A 19,265-nucleotide genomic window follows, 5' to 3' on the forward strand; every position below is an offset into this window, starting at 1 on the left:
ACGCGGCCCTCAGCGGGCCGTGATCGGCGCCCGGACGGCGTCGCTCTCCCGCCGTCCGGAGAGCCGGGCCTCCAGGTGCGCGGCGAGGACGCCGACACCGGGCGGATCGAGCAGGTTGAGATGGTGCGCCCCGGGGATCGTGACGATCTCCAGGTCGGCGCAGAGCCCGCCGAAACCGTTGGTCCCGTCGAGCACATAGCGCGCATCCCGGACGGCCCAGGGGGTCTCCTCGGGCGCGTAGTAGAGGATGACGTGCCCGTCGTAGGGCTCCGGCTTGTACGCCTCCAGGGAACGGGTGTCCTGGTGGGACGTGAGCTGGTGGGTGAGCGCCGCCGGGGGGATGTAGTCCACCAGCGGAGCCGCGCGCTCCATGACCAGAGCGAACTGCGACTCCTCGTCCAGCCCGGACAGCTCCTCGTAGGTGAGGGAGACCTCCAGGCCGTACGTCTCGTTGATGTAGTCGGCGAAGGCGGAGAAGCGGCGGGCGAGCGTGTCGGACTCGTCGTCCACCGCCAGCGGGAGGCCGGCGTCGAACAGCGCGACGAACTCGACCTCGCGCCCGGCCGCCTTCAGCTGCCGCGCCGTCTCGTAGGCGAGGACGCCGCCGAACGACCAGCCGCCGAGCCGGAACGCGCCCTCCTGCTGCGCCTCCAGCAGGTGCCGGACATAGCGGGCGGCGCGCTCCTCGACCGGCGGCGCGTCCTCGAACCGCTCCAGCCCGTACACCGGCTGGTCGTCCCCGAGCAGCTCGATGAGCTGGCGGTAGCAGGCGGTCGTGCCGCCGGCCGGGTGCGCGATGTAGATCGGCCGCCGGTCCCCGGACGGCTTGAGCGGACGGACCGTCTGCCGAGCCGCCTCCTCGTCGGCCGCCCTGATGTACTCGGCGACGTTCTCCGCGGTCGGCGTCTCGAACAGCTCCCCGCGGGTGACCTCGGCGCCGAGCTCCTGCGTGACGAGCGCGACGACCCGGTCGGCCTGGTGGTCCTGCCCGCCGAGGTCGGCGAAGAAGTCGGCCGTGACGCCGACGCGGTCGAGGCCGAGGACGTCCTCGAAGATGCGGACGGCGAGGCGCTCGGCGGCGTCGCGCGGCATGACGTACCCGGACTCGGCGTTCGAGACCGCGGTGGGCGCGGGGGCGTCGGCCAGGCCGAGCTCACCGGCCGCCCACTCCTCGAACACGTTCACGCTGGCGCCCTGGAGCAGCACCGACGCCGGGACGGTCAGCCCGAGGTCGTGCTCGACGCCGCTCTTGATCCGGACCGCGACGAGGGAGTCCAGGCCGAGGTCGGTGAGCGGGACGGCCGGGTCGAGGCGCTGCGGGTCGAAGCCGAGCACGGCCGCGATCCGGTACCTGACCTGCGCGGCGATCATCTTGCGGGCGGTGGCCGGGTCGAGGTCCTTGAGCGCCTCCACGCCGGGCCAGTCGCCGCCGTCGTCGGCGCCCTGTTCGTCCGCCGCCGCGGTGAGCGCGGCGAAGTACGGCATGTTGCGGATCTCGGGGAACAGCCCGACGGCCGTGGCGGGGTCGAAGCGCAGCACGCCCGTCGCCGCCCTGCCGTGCACGAGGAGCGCCTCCAGCGCCTCCGCGCCCTCCGCCGGGCTGATCGGGTCGATCACGGTGACCGACGTCTCGGCGGCCCCGCCGACCTGGGACCAGGTGCCCCAGTTGATGGTGGTTCCGGGGCGCCCGTTCGCGCGCCGGTACGCGATGAGCGCGTCGATCGCGGCGTTCGCGGCGGCGTAGGCGGCCTGCCCGGGCGAGCCGAGCAGCGCGGCGGCCGACGAGTGCGTGACGAACCAGTCGAGATCGAGGTCCCAGGTGGCCTCGCTGAGCCGCCGGGCGCCCTCGACCTTCGCCGTCCACACCCTGTGGAGATCGTCCGGGCCGAGGTCGGCGATGAGCCGGTCGTCGATCGCGCCCGCGCCGTGCACCACGCCGCACAGCCTGGCGCCGCCCTCCTGGGCGACCCGGACAAGCCGCTCGGCCGTGCCGGGCTGGGCGATGTCGCCGAGCACGACGCCGACGTCCACGCCGTCCTCGCGCAGGCGGGCGATCACCTTCTCGGCATCGGCGTCGGGGCCGCTCCGCCCGGACAGGACGATGCGCCCGGCGCCCCGGTCGGCCAGCAGCCGCGCGGTGACCAGGCCGATCCCGCCGTACCCGCCGGTGATGACGTACGCGCCGCCGCGCCGGACGACGCGCTTCCTCCTGGCCGGCGTCTCCGGAAGGGCGGCCTGCGCGAGGCGCGCCACCTGCCGGGTGCCCTCGCGCCAGGCGACCTCGCGCGCATCGTCGCCAGCGAGGAGTTCCGCGACGAGGTCCGCCGGACGGTCGACGTCCACATGGGTGGCGCGCTGGACGGTGCGTTCGAAGGCCAGCACCCTGGTGAGCGCGCTGACGAAGCCGTGGCCGGGCACGCCCTCGCCCGCCAGAGGCAGCACGGTGCGGGTGGCGACGTAGAGGCGGGGGCCGTCCGGCAGCGAGCGGCTCACCCCGGCGACGGCCAGGACCAGTTCCTCGTCCACGAGATCGGCGGACGGGACGAGCACCACGCCCTCGACCGGCTCTTCCATGGCCGGGTGGTCGTCCGGCGGCCGGTTCGTCGGCCGGTGCCGGATGACGCGCTTCCCGCGCTCCGCCAGCCCGGCGGCCGTCGCGTTGCCCAGCGCGTCGTCCTCCTCGGCCAGCACCAGCCAGGTGCCGCCCTCGGACGGCTTTGCGTCCTCCGGAAGGGGAGCCTCGTCCCAGACGAGTTCGACGAGCTTGTCGGCGAGCGGGACGGGGACGTCGTGGCGCTCGACCCGGCGGAGCACGATCCCGGTCGCCTCGGCGAGGACCTGCCCGTCGGCCGCCAGCAGCACGACAGAGCCCGTCATTGTGGGGGGACGACCCCCCACACCCCCCGGAACTGCGCCAGTCACCCCGCCCTCGTCGCGGACGACCTTGGCCTGGACGTGGCCGCCGCGATGCGTCGGCCCGAACACGCGGAGGCTGCCGATCGTCTCGGCCCGCCAGACGCCGCCGTCGCCGCCCGCCGCCTCGTCCGACAGGACGGCCAGGCAGCGGTCGAAGACCTCCGGGTGCAGCCTGTAGTGGCGGCTGCCGCGCTCGGCGGCGGCGACCTCGGTGGCCGCGCCCGGCCCGGACGCGGCGGGGGGACGGCGGTCCTCCCCGACGTCCGCGCTGGCCAGCCGCACCCACGTGCCCGCCGGGGTCAGCGCGTGGACCTCCACCCGCTGCTCCGCCTCGGTGAACGTCGTCGTGACGGTCGTGTGGTCGGCGAGCGCGAGGGGCCGCTCTATCCACAGGCTGTTGACGCGGACGTCCTCGGTGCCGAGCGCGTCGGCCCCGGCGGCGAGGGCCATCTCCGCGAACGCCGCCACCGGCAGCGCGTGCAGCCCGTGGACGGCCGCCGCGCGCAGCCACGGCTGCGCGGCGAGCCCCACGTCGGCGCGCCAGGCGTGCCGGTCCTCGCCGGGAAGCTCCACATGCGCGCCGAGCAGCGGATGCTCGTCGTGCTCGGCCGACGTGCGGGCCGACAGGTCGACCCAGTGCCGCTCGTGGCGCCAGGGCGACTGCGGGACGTCGACGACCCGGCCGTCCGCGGGCCCGCCGATCGTGTGCCCGTGCGCGGCCAGGGTGGCGAGCTGCGCGTGGAACGTCAGCGTGTCGTCGGTCTCCTGGCCCTTCGGGGCCCGCTTGAGCGTGTGGGTGACGAGCGCGCCCGTCCCCTCCAGCGTCTCGCCGACCGCGTGGGCCAGGATCGGGTGCGCGTTGACCTCGACGAACGCCCGGAACCCGTCCTCGGCGGCGGCCGCCACCGCGTCCGTGAGCCGCACCGCGTTGCGCAGGTTCGCGGCCCAGTGGTCGACGCCGAGGCCGGCCGCGGAGTCGAGGTGGGCGCGGGGGTCGTCGAGGGCGGTGGTGTAGAGCCTGATGCCCTCGGCGAGCGGGGTGCCCGGCTCGGCGCCGACGTCGGCGAGGAGCTCGCGCAACTCGGGCAGGAGCGGGTCGACCTGGGGCGAGTGGCCGGCGCCCTCGGCCTGCACCATCCGGGCGAGCCTGCCTTCGGCCTCCGCCCGCTTGACGATCTCGGCGACCTGGTCGGCGTCGCCGGTCACGACGGTCTGCTTCGGCGAGGAGTGCACGGCCGCGTAGACCTCGGGCAGGCCGCCGGCGAGGCGGGCGACCTCCGCGGCGGACGCGCCGAGGACCGCCATCGCGCCGCCGCCGACGAGCCGCGTCAGCAGGCGGGACCGGCGGCAGATGACGCGGACGCCGTCCTCCAGGGTGAGCGCGCCCGCGACGACGGCCGCGGCGACCTCGCCCATCGAGTGGCCGACCACCGCGCCGGGCGTGACGCCGTAGGACCGCCACATGCGGGCGAGGGCGATCTGGATCGCGAACAGCACCGGCATCGTGTCGGCCGGGCCTTCCGGCTTGCGGCCCTCTTCGAGGAGCGCCCACAGGTCGGGGCCGCCCTCCTCGGCGAACAGGCCGTCCAGGTCGTCGATCGCTTCGGCGAACGCGGGCTCCTCCTCCAGGAGCCGCTGCGCCATGCCCGCGCGCTGCGCCCCGTACCCGGAGAACACCCACACGGGACGGCCCGGCGCTCCGAGCGCAGTGCCCGTCACCACACCCGGGTGGGGGCGCCCCTCGGCGAGAGCGGTCAGCCCTTCGACGAGCCCGGCGCGGTCCCTGGCGGCGACGGCGGCGCGGGCCCGTCCCCGGCCGGCGCGCCGGTGCAGGGTGCGGGCGACGTCGGCGAGCTTCACGTCCTGGTTCGGGAGCCACTCGGCCAGGAGGGCCGCATGGTCGCGGATGCGGTCGTCGCTGGTGTCGGAGAGGGGGAACGTCCTGACCACGGCCGGGTGGGCGCTCGTCTCCTGCGCGGGCGCCTCTTCCAGGACGACGTGCGCGTTCGTCCCGCCGAAGCCGAACCCGGACACGCCCGCGCGCGCGGGGCGTCCCCGCTCGGGCCACGGCGTCTCCTCCGCGACGACCTCCAGGCGGAGCTCGTCGAACGGGATGTGCGGGTTGGGCTCCTTGTAGTGCGCGCTCGGCGGGATGACCCGGTGGTGCAGCGCGAGGACGGTCTTGATGAGGCCCGCGATGCCCGCCGCGGACTCCATGTGCCCGAGGTTGGACTTCGCGGAGCCGAGCAGCAGCGGCTCGCCGGCCTCGCGGCCGGCGCCGAGGACCTCGCCGACCGCCTTGGCCTCGATCGGGTCGCCCAGGAACGTCCCCGTCCCGTGGGCCTCGACGTAGTCGACCTCACGCGTGTCGACGCCCGCGCTCGCGTACACGTCCCGCAGGAGGGCGCGCTGCGCGTCGGAGTTCGGGGCGACGAGGCCGTTCGAGCGCCCGTCGGAGTTGACGCCGGAGCCGCGGATCACGGCGAGGACGCGGTCGCCGTCGCGCACCGCGTCCGACAGCCGCTTCAGGACGACGGCGCCGCAGCCCTCCGCGCGGACCATGCCGTCGGCGGACGCGTCGAACGCCTTGCAGTGCCCGTCGGCCGCCGTCCCGCCGGCCAGGTCGAAGGTCATCGTGACCGTCGGCGACAGCAGCAGGTTCACCCCGCCGGCCAGCGCCACGTCGGCCTCGCCGCGGCGCAGCGCCTGCACGGCCAGATGCGTCGAGACCAGCGACGACGAGCACGCCGTGTCGACGATCATGCTGGGGCCGCGCAGGTCGAGCAGGTACGACAGCCGGTTGGCGATGATGCTGAGCGCCGCGCCGGTCGCCGTGAACGGTTCGAGGGACGCCAGGTCGGACGCGGTGAACGCGGCGTACTCGGGCGCGGACACGCCGACGAAGACGCCGGTGCGGCTGCCGCGCAGCGACGCCGGGCCGATGCCGGCGTGCTCGAACGCCTCCCACGCCACTTCGAGGACGAGCCGCTGCTGCGGGTCCATGACCGCGGCCTCGCGCGGGGTGATGCCGAAGAACTGCGCGTCGAACTCGGAGACGTCCCGGAGGAAGCCGCCGAGCCGCGTCGTGCTCTCCAGCAGGTCGCCGACCTCGGGGGAGCCGTCGTCGAAGGCGTCCCAGCGGCCGTCCGGCACCTCGCGGATCGCGTCGCCGCGCCCGGTCAGGAAGCGCCAGTAGTCGCCCGGCCCGGTCAGGTCGCGGTCGCCGCCGGGGAAGCGGAGGCCGACGCCGACGACGGCGATCGGCTCGTCGCTCACGTCCCGCCTCACCACCGGCTCCGGCGCCGGGGCGTCTTCCGCGGCTCCGCCCGCCAGGGCGACGGAGAGCTTGTTGATCGTCGGGTGCTCCCAGACGAGGGTGGCGGGGAGGGCCCGCCCGAGCAGCTGCTCGAGTTCGCCGGCGATCGCGACGGCGTCCCTGGAGGCGAGTCCGAACTCCTCCAGCGGCCGGTCGGGGTCGATCTCGGCGGCGGTGGTCCTGGAGCGGCGCGCGATCTGCTCGATCAGGTGCCGGCGGACCGAATCCTCGCTGATCCGTGTCTCGTCCTTCGCGTTCTCCCGCGCGGCTCCGGAACGATCATTGCTCTGCATGCGGTGGGGTCCCCCCATGAAACCGGGATCGTTCATCGAAGCGGAGGGACCACTTTGTCTTACGGTGACCGACTCGGGATGCGCACCCAGACCACTTTTCTCCCTCACGTCTTGTCACGGTGATGACAAGACTCGGCAGTAACCAATGTGGCCTGATGGGATAGTTGAGTACCACGGCCCTGAGTCAGGGCTGAGTAACGAAGCGCAAACCAATAGTAACAATAGCGACGACTGGTTTTAGGGGGAAGCGGCGGATTTCCGCGGTCGGTGCGGGAGTTCACGCCGTACGGACTGTTGACCCGCGGCCGATACCGGTGGGCGCTGGCGGTGGTGGCCGTCAGCGCATTCATGATCACCATGGACAACACGGTGGTCGCGAACGCGCTGCCCACCATCATGAGCGACCTCGACATGTCCAACTCGGCCAAGGACTGGGTCGCCACCGGCTACATCCTGATGTTCTCCTGCCTGATGGTGGCGGGCGGACGGCTCACCGACGTCTACGGCTGCCGCGTCACCTTCGTCTCCGGGATGGTCGTCTTCACCGCCGCGTCCGCCGTCTGCGGCCTCGCCCCCGACTCGGCGACCCTCATCCTGGCCCGCGTCGCGCAGGGCGCGGGCGCCGCCCTCGCCCTCCCCGCCACGCAGGTCATGGTCACCGTCGGGCGCACCGACAAGCAGCGCTCCCTCGGCACGATCGTCTGGGTCGGCGCCGGCTCCAGCGCCACCGCCCTCGGCCCGACCATCGGCGGCTTCATCGTCCAGCAGTGGAGCTGGGGCTGGATCTTCCTGATCAACATCGTGCCCGGCATCCTGGTCATCCTGCTCGGCATGGTCGTCCTCACCGGCAAGGGCGAGAACCGCGACGCCCGCGTCGACCTGCCCGGCGTCCTCATCTCCGCCACGATGCTGTTCGCCTTCACCTACGGGCTGGAGTCCGGGAACAAGCACGGCTGGGCCGACCCGTCCGTCCTCAGCGTCTTCGCGCTCGCGGTCATCGCCCTCGCCTGCTTCGTCCTGGTGGAGAGCTGGGCCCCCGACCCGATGATCAACCTGCGGTTCTTCCGCAACCGGGTCTTCGCCGGCGGCCTGCTGTCCCAGATGCTCTACGGCATCGGCTTCAACGGGATGATCTTCTACTCGGCGACGTTCCTGCAGCGCTTCCTCGGCTTCTCCCCGCCGCAGGCCGGGCTGGTGATGCTGCCGCCGTCCATCGCCATCATGGTCATGACGCCGGTCGCGTTCTGGCTGGCCGCCAAGCTCGGCCCCCGGCCCGCCATCGGCGGCGGCCTCGCCCTCATGGCCTTCGGCATGTTCCTGTTCTCCACGATCCAGCAGGGCGACGGCTACGCCGACCTCATGCCCGGCGTCATGATCGTCGGCGTCGGCGCCGCGATGGGCATGCCGCTCGTCATGTACGTCCTGAAGGCCGTGCCGGAGCAGCAGGCGGGCGTCGCGAGCGGCGTCATCAACGTCATCCGCGAGGCCTCGGGCGCCTTCGGCATCGCCATCGTCGGCCTCCTCATCCACCACGTCCCCGAGGAGGGCGCGAGCGCCGCCGAACTGGAGACGTTCCGCAGCGGCACCGCCTCCGGCCTCATCCTCGGCGCCGTCCTCGTCCTCATCGGCGGCCTGATCAGCGGCCTCACCCTCCCGAGCCGCCGCGGCTGGCTGGGCCCGAAGCACGGCAAGTCCGCGCCCCTCGTCGACCCGCCGCCCCGGCGCTCCGCCCCTTCCACCTCCTCCGCCCCGGCCGCGACGCCCCGCGACCCGGTCCCCGTCCTGGCCGCCCCGATCGCCGTCGCCGCCCCGCCCAACGAGCCGCTCCCGCTCCCCCTCACCTGGGAGGACGACCCCGTGCCCGCCGCCGCACCGGGCCCCCACTGGTGGACCGACACCGACCCGAAGTCCGAGGACGACACCTACACCTGGACCACCGAGGCCCCCTGGCCGCCGCCGCCCACCGCGAACCCGTGGAAGGACTGGCCCGCTGCGGATGCCACGTCCCCCGGCCCGCCAGGCCACACTCCGCCACCGGGCAACGCCTCTGCAGGCACTCACCCCGCCCCACCACAGAGCGGCGCTCCCGACGTCTCCGGCACGCCCGCGATCGGAGAGGATTCCGGGACGCACTCGTCCCCCCTCTCCACGGGCAGCCCCTCGCAGGGGGGCGCGGCATCGTTCCAAGACTCGCGCGGCACCCGCGACGACCTCCTCGTACCGAGCCCCGACCAGGTCTCCCTCTCGGCGACCGACACCGAGACGCCCTTGGGCGAGGACGCCGCAACCCCTTGGTCGCCGACCGCCGCCAAGACCGGGGAGACCGAAGCGCCGCTCAGCGCGAATCCGCAGGACGCGCTTGAGATCGCGGAGGCCGCGCAGGCTCCGGGCGGCGCGGAGGCGGCCCTCCAGGATCACGTCCCGGAGGAACTGCACGCCCCCGACAGAGACCCGACCACCGGGGACGCTGGACGTCCTCTGGCGGCTGATGAAGTGGCGACGCTGGGCGACGGCGCGTCCGATAACGGAGGTGCTGTGGACGAGCCGGGCGAGAACGGCGACGCGTCGCTGCGCGGGCGTCCAGGGGAGGATCACGCCGCCCCCGGGCAGGTGACCGAGGATCCGCCCGCGGACGCTTCGGAAGCCGCCGAGGAGCCGGAGGCTTCACCGGGGGAATTCGGGGCGGCCGCCGAGGCCGCGGAGGGGACTCCCGATGGCCGGCCGGCGCCGCCGGAGGGCTGGTACCAGCCTTATGTGCCCGAGGAGGAGCCGGTGGAGCAGCCTCCCATCGTCCCGCGCAACGACGCCTGGTAGGAGGCAGCGTGAGCCGGATCGTGATCTTCGCGGCGGGGTCGCGCGGCGACATCCAGCCCTGCGTGGCGCTGGGGCGGGCGCTGCGGGCGCGGGGGGACGAGGTGCGCCTCGTCGCGAGTGCGCGGTACGCGCCGATGGTCGTCGCGGCGGGGCTGGAACTCGCGCCGCTGACGGCGGATCCGACCGAGATCCTCGAATCGGACGCCGGTCAGGAGTTGCTCGCCGGCGGGCGCAATCCGGTGAAGTTCCTGCGCGGCTTCCGGCGCATCCTCGGGCCGATGGCCGAGCGGCTGCTGGCGGAGTGTTCGGACGCCTGTAAGGACGCGGAACTGATCCTGGGGCCCACGCTGGGTTTCCTTCCGCAACACATTGGTGAACATCTCGGTGTTCCGTGGGCATTGATTCATTTCCAGCCGAGCGAGCCGACCGGGGCGTTCCCCCACCCGTTCGTTCCGCAGGCCCGCGTGCTCGGACCGTGGGCGAACCGGGCCAGCTTCCTGGCGGTCGACCAGATCGCGTGGCAGCTGTCGCGCCCGTTCATCAACCCGTGGCGGGACGAGGCGCTGGGACTGCCCCGGCTGCCGCTGCGGGGACGTCGGGCCGAGGGCGGTCCGGTGCTGGCGTGCTTCAGTCCGGTGGTGGTGCCGAGGCCCCGCGACTGGGCCTCCCATGTGCACCTGACGGGCTACTGGTTCCTCGACGAACCCGAGTGGGAGCCTCCCGCGGAGCTGGCGGAGTTCCTCGCCGCGGGCCCCGCCCCGGTGTACGTCGGGTTCGGGAGCATGGTGCCGAAGGACGCCGAGATGACCGCCATGGCGGTACGGGCGGCCCTGAAGCTCGCCGGAGTGCGGGGCATCGTGCAGGGCGACCCGGCGACGTCGGACGAGGACGTGTTCGCCGTCCAGGACGTACCGCACTCGTGGCTGTTCCCCCGCATGGCGGCGGTCGTGCACCACGGGGGCGCCGGCACGACGGCGGCGGGGCTGCGGGCGGGCGTGCCGACCATGGTGTGCCCGTTCTTCGGCGACCAGCCGTACTGGGGCGAGCGGGTCGCGGCGCTGGGAGCGGGGCCCGCCCCGCTGCCGTTCCGCGCGCTGACCGTGCCCCGGCTCGCCTCGAAGATCCGCCGCGCCGTCCGGGACGAGGAGATGGCCGACCGCGCGGCCGACCTGGGCCACCGCATCCGCGCCGAGGACGGCGTCGCCCGGGCCCAGGAGATCATCGACTCCCTGCTCTGAGCGGCCGCCGGAGCGGGTCTCAGTCGTCGTCGGGTTCTTCGCCCCAGTGCCAGCCTGAGCCGTCCGGGTTGGGGACGATCACGCGCCGGGTGCGCGGGGCGGGGCGCGGTGCCGGTTGGGGCGGACCGTCCGCCCAGGGCGTCCACGGCGCCCCCTTGGGCTGCGGCGCCCCGTTGGACTGCGGCGCCCCGCCGGGCTCGGCACCGTCCGGAGCCGTCCGGAAGACGAGTCCCGGGGCCTCGGGCGCGCTCGGCTGCGGAGCGGACTGGAACGCCGCGTTCGCGTCCACTCGCGGCCGGGCGGGCGGTACGTCCGCGGGCGGCGGGCCCGGACGGCTCGGCGAAGCGCCGGACGGCTCGGTGCCCCGGCGCGGGCGAGGCGGCTCTGGCATCGGCCGGACCGTGCCGGGGCGCGGTCCGCTCGGCGCCCCACCCGGGGCCCCGTCCTGGGAAGCGGCGGAGGCGGGCGAGGTCTCCGCCCAGTTGATGGCGTAGGGGTAGGGCTGCTCGTCCGGGAGGCGCGGTGGGGCCGCGGCGGCGCCGACCGGGGCCAGGGCGGCGCGTTCGCGGAGGTCCATGCGGGAGTGCAGGCCCGCGAGGAAGCCCGGCAGCCACCAGTTGGCCGCGCCCATGAAGCGCATCGTGGCGGGGACGAGGAGGGAGCGGACGAGGGCCGCGTCCACCACGACGGCCACGAACATGCCGACGCCGATGAGCTTCACGACGGTGATCCCGGCCATGCTGAACGCGGCGATGACGAGTAGGAACAGCAGCGCGGCGCTGGTGATGATGCCGCCGGTGTGCTGCATGCCGGACGCGACGGCGACCCGGTTGTCGTGCGTGAGGTCCCATTCCTCGCGGATACGGCTGAGCAGGAAGACCTCGTAGTCCATGGACAGGCCGAACACGACCGCCAGGATGAGGATCATGCTGGTGGCCTCGACGCCGCCGGTCGGGGTGAAGTCCAGCACCCCGGCGAGATGCCCGTACTGGAAGCCCCACACGATCGCGCCGAACGAGGCGCCGATCGACAGGACGTTCATGACGATGGCCTTCAGCGGCAGGACGATCGAGCCGAAGAACATGAAGAGCAGGACGAACGTGGCGACCCCGACGACGAGCGCCATCTTCGGCAGGGACCTCATCAGGCTCGACATGAGGTCCATCTGCGCGGCGGTGCTGCCGCCGACGTCGATGTGCATCGGGTAGCCGTCCTTGGACAGGCTCATCCCGCGGATCTTGGTGACGAGGTCCTGGGCGTGCTGGTCCATCGGCTCGTACTTGTGCGTCACGGAGATCCGCACGCCCCCGTACGAGCCGGAGTAGCCGGTGAACTGGGCCTCGGTGACGCCCGGGAGGGCCGCGAGCTGCTTCCTGAACTGCTCCAGGTAGGGCGGGATGGGGTCGCCCTTGCCGGACGGCGTCCAGTCGCGCGGGATGAGGTCGCCGGAGACCACCACGTCGATGGGCTCGGCGGACCCGTTCGGGAAGTCCTTCTTGACGGTCTCCACCACGGCGCGGGTGGTGCTGTCCTTGGGCAGGACCCGGGCGTCGACGCTGCCGAACTGGACGTTCAGGAACGGCACGAACATCACGCCCAGGATGACGAGCACGATCGCGAAGTACGGGAGCGGATGCTTCATCACGCTCTTGCCGAGCCGGTACCAGAAGCCGCTCTCGGGGTTTCGCCGCGCGCGCTTGGACGTGGGACGCCGCCACGGCATCTGCCCGCCCTCGACGCGCGGCCCTAGGAGCGCCAGGAGCGTCGGCAGCAGGACCGTGGCTCCGAACACGGCGACCATGACGGTGGCTATGCCGGCGAGCCCGATCGTCCGGAGGAACATCTGCGGGAAGAGCAGCAGCCCCGCGAGGGCCGCCGAGACGGTGATGCCGCTGACCATGATGGTGCGGCCGGCGGTCGCCATGGTGGCGGACAGGGCCGCCTCACGGAGCGGCTTGAGCGCCGTCCGGTACTCCTTCTTGGCGGCCTTGCGCGCCGCCTTGTCGCGTTCACGTTTCCACGGTTTGCCGGCCGGCAGCCCTTGCGCGGCCATGCCGCGCTGGAGTTCCTCACGGAAACGGCTGATGATGAACAGCGAGTAGTCGATCGCCAGGCCGACGCCCATCATCGTGACGACTTCCACGGCGAAGGACGTCACGTCGGCCGCGTACGTCACCACATGCAGGACGGCCAGTCCGCCCACCGTCGAGAAGACGGCCACGGCGAAGGGCAGGAACGAGGCCACCACAGCGCCGAACAGGATCATGAGCAGCAGGAACAGCGGCAGCGCGGTGATGGTCTCCGCGCGGACGATGTCGGACACCACCTGCTTGCCGAACTCCTCGCCCAGCGGGACGCTGCCGCCGTACCGGACGTCGAGCCCCGGCGCGGCCAAGCGGTCCTTTACGAGGTGGTAGTTCTCGGTCTTGTCCGCGCTCTCCTTGCCCTTCAGCTTGACCGCGACGAACGTCGAGTGCCGGTCGTGGGAGGCGAACGAGTGCGCGGCCTCGCCGTTGAACGACCAGTAGGAGACGATCTCCTCGACCTGGGCCTTGGGCAGCCGCGCGACGGTGGTGACGACGCTCGCCTCGAAGCGCGGGTCGTCCACCGTCATGGTGTCGCTCGAATACAGGACGAGGACGTCGGGGTTGGTGCTGCCGAAGTAGGTCGCGCCCAGCTTGGCGACGAGCGTCGAGGACGCGTCCGGGTCCTCGAAGCCGCCCTCCTTGAACTTGGCGAAGACGCCGAGCCCCCAGGCGCCCGCCACCCCGGTCATGACCAGGATCAGGACAAGGCTGGCCCAGCGTCGCCGGTGGATGAGACGCCCCAGCCCCGAAAGCATGATCCTCCTGTTTCAGCACGGCCGCCCGGGGGCTCCCTCGCCCCCGCGCGGCCGGTTGTCCGTCGTTATTTGCGAGACGCCAGGCGGGCCGCCGTGGTCGCCAGGGCGCCGTCAAGGTAGCGCTGCCGGGTCGCGGCCCGTGCGATTTTCCCGCTGGAGGTGCGCGACACGCCACCCGGTTCGATCAACACGAAGTCGTGGACGCTCATCTCGTGCTCGACGTTGACGGCCGCGCGGACCGCGGACTCCACCTCGTCCACGTCGAGGCGCCCGAGGGGGACGCGCCGGTTGCGCTCGGCGACGACCACCAGCCGCTCGGTCTCCTCCCCGGTGAGCGCGAACGCGGCCACATGGTCGGGGCGGATCGCCGGGTGCGCCTCCTGCGCGGTGACCTCGATGTCCTGCGGGTAGTGGTTGCGGCCGTCCACGATGATGAGGTCCTTGATGCGGCCGGTCACATAGAGCTCGCCCTCGTGGACGACCCCGTAGTCACCGGTCTTCATCCAGGGCCCGGACGGCAGGTCCCCGGGCTCGGCCAGCTCGCCGCCGAACGTGTCCTGGCTCCGCTCGGAGTTGCGCCAGTAGCCGGGCGCCGTGTTGGGGCCGTGCACCCAGATCTCGCCGACCCGCCCGTCCGGCTGCTCGACGCGCGCCTCGGGGTCGACGATCGCGACGATCTGCCCGCAGGGGCGGCCGCAGGAGACCAGCTCGCTCGTCCCGTCCGCGCCGTCCTCGCGGAGCCGCAGGTCGCCCTGGGTGAGCGCCTCCCGGTCCACGGAGATGATCTTCGGTGGGACGTCCTCGGCGGCGGCGGTGACGAACACGGTGGCCTCGGCCAGACCGTAGCCCGGCGCCTGCGCGCCCGGCCGCAGTCCGGCCGGCGCCAGCGCGTCGGCGAACATCGACAGCGTGGAGGTGCGGATCGGCTCCGCGCCGTTCAGGCAGGTCGTCAGCCCGGACAGGTCCAGGTCGGCGATCTTCTCCGGCGCGGCCATGGACGCGACGTACTCGTAGGCGAAGTTCGGCCCCGCGGTGTAGACGTTCTTCCCGGGGCGCTCCGCGATGAGCTGGAGCCACCGCATCGGGTTCATGATGAACGAGACGGGGTCGGTGTAGATGGCGTGGTCGCCGCGCACCAGCGGCAGCGCCATCGTCGCGATGAGCCCCATGTCGTGGAACAGCGGCAGCCAGCTCACCAGTTCGGGGTTCGGCTTCTCGGGCGCCCACCCGGCCCACAGCTGCGCGGCGTTCGCCGTCACGTTGCCGTGAGTGATCTCGACTCCGGCGGGACGGCGCGTCGAGCCCGACGTGTACTGGAGGTAGGCGATGTCGTCGAACGCGATCGCCTCGTCCTGCCACCGGTCCGCCAGGGAGAGGTCGACCTCCTCGGCGAACAGGATCTCCTTCGGCTGCGGGACGTCGTGGTCGGCGAGGAACTTCTCCACGTGCGGCAGCGCGTTCCGCGTCGTGACGATCACCGCGGGTTCGGCGTCGGCGTAGGCGCCGATCAGCCGGTCGGCGTGCCCCGGCAGGTCGGGCGAGAACAGCGGCACCGCGATGACGTGCGAGTACAGGGCGCCGAGCATGGTCATCATGTACTCGAGCGTCTGCGGCAGCAGCAGCGCGGCACGCTCCCCCGGCCCGCTGACCTGGCGGAGCGTCACGGCCATGGCGCGCGCCCGCCGGTCGGTCTCGGCCCAGCTCAGCGTGCGGTGCGCGCCGGACGGGTCGGCCGAGTAGTCGACGAAGGTGTAGGCCGGGGCGTCCGGCTTCTCCCTCGCCCACCGCGCGACCCGCTCGATCAGCGGGGTGCGGCCGGAGCCGCCGGGCAGGAGTTCGGGAAGCAGCGAGCCCAATGCCATTGATCATCTCCCGAGGGGACGGGCCGGACGGGGCCGTGGACGATGCCGTGAAGGGGGTTGCACGCCGCCGGCGGAGGTGCGCCGCGCCTGCCGGACGATTCCGTCTGGAGGCCTCCGGTGACCGGCGATGATCGTCAAGCTACCGGATGGTAGTCAGTGCGCGATATTAGCTCGCGGTCACATTCGCCAAAGTCCGGTTTGTCACCCCCGTGACAAGAGGAAATCCCCTTTCACACATGGGCGTTCGCCCGGTCACCGACCGTGCCCGCGGCTACCGGTCGGCGGCGAAGATCTGCTGCATGATCCCCCGGCGGTGCCGTCCCTGGTAGGTCGTGTCCGGGTTCACCTCGTCCGGGAGCGCGGCGAGGTAGCGGCTCTCCGCGTCGATGAGCTGCTCCAGCTCGCCGCGGTCGAGAAAGACGCCCTTGCATCCCGGGCATTCCTCGATCACGACTCCGTGGCGTTCGTGGGTGTCGAGCTTCGACTCGCACTTCGGGCACTGCAGCGTCGCGTCTGACATACCGGATCCCCTGTCCGTCATGACCGCGTTTACCGTCGCCGGTCAGCTTACTGACACCTGCCCCTTTTCGGGGAGATACCGGGACGCTCACCCACCGATTCGGATGCGCCTGCCTGGCGCGCAGCCGTTCGCTTCGTCCCGGCCGGTCCGGCGGCGTCAGCCCGTTCTGTCCTGGCCTGCCCCGGCCTCGGCGCGGCTCAGGGCGGCCCTGCGCCGGTTCAGCACGATGCAGGCGGCGCCCCACAGAAGGCCGATCTCGGCCACGAAGGCGATGCCGAGGACGACCGCCCAGTCCGTCCCGTCCCCCTCCTTCAGACCGGCGGGGGACATCAGCGCCGTATCGTCGCCGTCGGCCGCCTGCGGCTGCGCCGGCGGCAGGACGACCGGCGCCGACGGCACCGGCGGAACCGGCCCGGGCAGACTCGAAGGGAACGGAGCCCCGGGGCTCGGCTGCCCGGGTCCGTACGGCGCCCCGGGGGCGCTCACGTCAGGCCCGCCGGGCAGTTCGCCCTTTCCATCCGGCTGAGAACCTGCCTTCGGCATGCCGCCGTGGCTCGGCTTGCTGCTCTCGCCCGGCTTCGCGCCAACGCTCGGCTTCACGTTGTAGGGCGGCTTCGTCCCGTAGGACGGCTTCCCGTGATGAGGAGGCATGAGGTTGTCGGGCGGCCGCACAACCTGAGACGGCTCCGCGCCCTGATTCGGCGTGGTGCCCTCGCTCGGCTCCGTGCTCTGGCTCGGCTCGGTGCCCTGAGAGGGCACGAGGCTCTGAGGCGGCTGTGTGCCAGAAGACGGCATGCCATTTTGAGGCACCGCACTGTGAGGCGACTTACCGCCGTGGTCCGGCTTGGCGCCATGACTCGGCTTGCCATGGCTCGGCTTCGCGCCGTGACTCGGCATGACGCTGTGAGGCGGCTTCATGCTGTGAGGCGGCATGACGTTGTGAGGCGGCATGACGTTGTGAGGCGGCATGACGCTGTGAGGCGGCTTAACGCCGTGGTCCGGCTTCACACCGTGGCTCGGCTTCGCGCCATGGCTCGGCTTCGTGCTGTGAGGCGGCATGACGTCGTGGGACGGCTTCATGCTTTGAGGCGGCTTGGCGCTGTGAGGCGGCTTCACGCTCTGGGGCGGGCCGGCGGGTTCGGGCTGCTCGGCTCCGAACGTCGTGGGGCACGGCCATCCGCCCACGGTCGTGTTGCCTCCCACGCACGGCGGCAGGGACGCGCCGCCCGGCCCCACGGAACGCGGCTTCACACCGGGGGTCGGCGCGGTGCCCGCCCCCGGACGTGAACCCAGGCTCGGCTTGGCGCCGTGAGCCGACTCGCCACCGGACGGCGTGCGGGTCGAACACCACTGCGCGCCGGTGCCTGCCTTGTCGGCTGCGCATGGCGAAGGCCCATCCCCGTTCGACCGGGGCGGCATCGGCTTGGTGCTGGGTGGTTGGGCCGCCGAGCAGGGCAGCATGCCGCTCTCCACGCAAGGCGACGGGATGTCCTCGCTCGGGCTCGTCTCGGATTTGGTGTTCGGCTGACCGCCAGACGTGCACGTCTCGTCTTCAGCGCAGTCGTCCTTGCCGGGGTAGTCGAAGGCCACGCGGGTCGAGCGGCGCGGGGCGTTGGAGGCGTCCACCACGGCGAGGATGCTCGGCGCCTTCGCGGACGGCCCCGACATCATCGAGGCGGGGAACCGGACCGTTCCGCTGCGGTCACGCCCCACCGCCCCCACATCACCCAGAGCGCAGCGCAGGCCCACACCGGTCTCCGAGCAGGCCGGCGAGAGGCTCGTCCAAGACAGGGAGCGGTCGGCGGTGAGACTCAGACCGACCCCGCGCGCGACGCCCCCCTCGGCACGGACTCGGATGGTGAAGGTCAGCGCGTAGGCGGTTCCCTGGGCCGTGGCGCCGCCGGATGTCGTGTCCATGAGCAACCGGACTCCCGAGGGGCCTGCCTCCGGCACGGCCTGGGCGGCGGGGCTCATGAGGGTGAGCGGCGCGGCCAGCGCAGTGCTCACCGTGATCGCGCCCCAGCGGGCCCTTCGACGCTCCTCTCGCACTCGCTCCCCCTCGCGGTCTCCTCATGGCTGCCCGGGGGGGGGCGACGCCGAGGCGTCGGGCACAGAGGGTTATTGCCCGGTCGCTCATCGGAGTAACATGCCTCATCCTGGCAACACACCCTCTTTCGCACAGCGAAATCGATCCTCCGTAGAATCGGGTGGTCGCGAGGGAGAGGAGCCGGGGGTGGCGGAGGCCGTACGGTCGCTGGAGCGCGCGTTCGATCTGCTGGAGCATCTGGCGGACGCGGGCGGCGAGATGGCGCTGTCGGAGCTGACGGAGGCCTCCGGGCTGCCGATGCCGACGATCTACCGGCTGATGCGGACGCTGGTGAACCAGGGCTACGTCCGTCAGGAGCCGTCCAAGCGCTACGCCCTCGGGCCGCGGCTCATCCGGCTGGGCGAGGGCGCGAGCCGCCTGCTCGGCACGTGGGCGCGGCCGGTGCTGTCCCGGTTGGTGGACGAGGTCGGCGAGACGGCCAACATGGCGGTGCTGGAGGGGGACGAGGCGGTGTACGTCGCGCAGGTGCCGTCCAAGCACTCGATGCGGATGTTCACCGAGGTGGGACGGCGCGTCCAGCCGCATTGCACGGGAGTGGGGAAGGCCCTCCTGGCGCAACTGTCCGACCAGCGGGTCCGCGAGATCCTCGGCAGGACGGGCATGGAGGCGCACACGCCCAACACGTTCACCGACGCGGACGCCCTGCTGAGGGAACTGGAGCAGATCCGCCGCCAGGGCTACGCGCTGGACGACGAGGAGCAGGAGATCGGTGTCCGCTGCGTCGCGGTGGCGCTGCAAGGCGCGCCGACTCTGACGGCCATCTCGGTCTCGGGCCCGTCAGGACGCATGACGCGCGAGGCCGTCCCGGACGTCGTCCCCATCATGCGCGACGCCGCCGACCGTTTCGCCAAGGATCTCGGCCCGGCCTCGTCCTGACGCTGCTCTTCACATGCGAAAGCCCCCGGACCTGTGGTCCGGGGGCCAGACGTGAGGCGGTCGTCAGTCGACGGGCTCGCCGACGATGACGGTGGGCCGCCCGCTGCGCTCCCAGGTGACGAAGTCGCCCGCCGACTTCACCAGGACGGAGGCAAGCCAGAGCGCCAGCCCGGTGTCGTCGGCGATGCCGACCACGGGGATGACGTCGGGGACGGCGTCGACCGGGGAGATGATGTAGACGAGCCCCAGGGCGAGAAGTCCGAGCGTCCCGAAGGACATCCCCTTGTACTGGCCCCGCAGGACCGACTTCAGCATCCTGGGGACGGCGCGGACGCGCTCCCAGAATCCGGGCGCGTGGGGTTCGAGCGTCTCGCGGTAGATATGCCAGGCCTGTCCGGCGGCGGCTGCACTGCGCTTCCTGTCCACCAGCACTCCTTATTTGGGGGTATGTGAGGGCGCGCCCCCGCGACGCCCACGTACG

At 72.5% G+C, this 19,265-nt stretch carries 9 protein-coding genes; 3 read left to right on the plus strand and 6 right to left on the minus strand.

Annotation, left to right across the window (positions count from 1 at the left end):
- Positions 1-9: 9 nt before the first annotated feature.
- Entirely contained in the window at positions 10-6,525 is a 6,516-nt protein-coding gene (locus K4S16_RS17945; protein ID WP_149260070.1) for a type I polyketide synthase, read from the minus strand.
- 294 nt (positions 6,526-6,819) lie between these two features.
- Here K4S16_RS17945 and K4S16_RS45080 point away from each other — a divergent pair, with 294 nt between their 5' ends.
- Positions 6,820-9,339: an MDR family MFS transporter gene (locus tag K4S16_RS45080; RefSeq protein ID WP_200841934.1), complete on the plus strand. Its 2,520-nt coding sequence runs from the start codon at positions 6,820-6,822 to the stop codon at positions 9,337-9,339.
- An 8-nt stretch (positions 9,340-9,347) separates the two neighbouring features.
- A complete protein-coding gene (locus K4S16_RS17955; protein WP_235036880.1) occupies positions 9,348-10,577 on the plus strand; it encodes a glycosyltransferase in 1,230 nt (409 codons plus the stop codon).
- Between the two features lie 19 nt (positions 10,578-10,596).
- Here the strand turns inward: K4S16_RS17955 and K4S16_RS17960 are convergent, their stop codons facing one another.
- From K4S16_RS17960 to K4S16_RS17975, 4 genes are all read right to left on the minus strand, one after another.
- Positions 10,597-13,419 (minus strand): MMPL family transporter, encoded by a 2,823-nt coding sequence (locus K4S16_RS17960; protein WP_149260071.1) that lies wholly within the window; start codon positions 13,417-13,419, stop codon positions 10,597-10,599.
- Positions 13,420-13,484: 65 nt separating this feature from the next.
- Positions 13,485-15,281: a fatty acyl-AMP ligase gene (locus K4S16_RS17965; protein WP_149260072.1), complete on the minus strand. Its 1,797-nt coding sequence runs from the start codon at positions 15,279-15,281 to the stop codon at positions 13,485-13,487.
- 271 nt (positions 15,282-15,552) lie between these two features.
- Positions 15,553-15,801: a zf-TFIIB domain-containing protein gene (locus K4S16_RS17970; RefSeq protein WP_149260073.1), complete on the minus strand. Its 249-nt coding sequence runs from the start codon at positions 15,799-15,801 to the stop codon at positions 15,553-15,555.
- Between the two features lie 156 nt (positions 15,802-15,957).
- Complete coding sequence (locus K4S16_RS17975) at positions 15,958-17,808, minus strand: hypothetical protein (protein WP_149260074.1); 1,851 nt, start codon at positions 17,806-17,808, stop codon at positions 15,958-15,960.
- A gap of 226 nt (positions 17,809-18,034) precedes the next feature.
- Between K4S16_RS17975 and K4S16_RS17980 the strand changes: the two genes are divergently transcribed.
- The gene (locus tag K4S16_RS17980; protein WP_268843253.1) at positions 18,035-18,784 is read left to right on the plus strand and encodes an IclR family transcriptional regulator; all 750 of its coding nucleotides are present in this window, start codon (positions 18,035-18,037) and stop codon (positions 18,782-18,784) included.
- 63 nt (positions 18,785-18,847) lie between these two features.
- Here the strand turns inward: K4S16_RS17980 and K4S16_RS17985 are convergent, their stop codons facing one another.
- A complete protein-coding gene (locus tag K4S16_RS17985; protein WP_149260076.1) occupies positions 18,848-19,210 on the minus strand; it encodes a YkvA family protein in 363 nt (120 codons plus the stop codon).
- Positions 19,211-19,265 lie beyond the last annotated feature (55 nt).

It is taken from the genome of Actinomadura sp. K4S16 (assembly GCF_008327685.1).
GTDB lineage: Bacteria > Actinomycetota > Actinomycetes > Streptosporangiales > Streptosporangiaceae > Spirillospora.

Coding starts and splice junctions, on each gene's coding strand:
- K4S16_RS17970 (WP_149260073.1), bottom strand. CDS start 15,801: ATGTCAGACGCGACGCTGCAGTGCCCGAAGTGCGAGTCGAAGCTCGAC.
- K4S16_RS17965 (WP_149260072.1), bottom strand. CDS start 15,281: ATGGCATTGGGCTCGCTGCTTCCCGAACTCCTGCCCGGCGGCTCCGGC.
- K4S16_RS17960 (WP_149260071.1), bottom strand. CDS start 13,419: ATGCTTTCGGGGCTGGGGCGTCTCATCCACCGGCGACGCTGGGCCAGC.
- K4S16_RS17945 (WP_149260070.1), bottom strand. CDS start 6,525: ATGCAGAGCAATGATCGTTCCGGAGCCGCGCGGGAGAACGCGAAGGAC.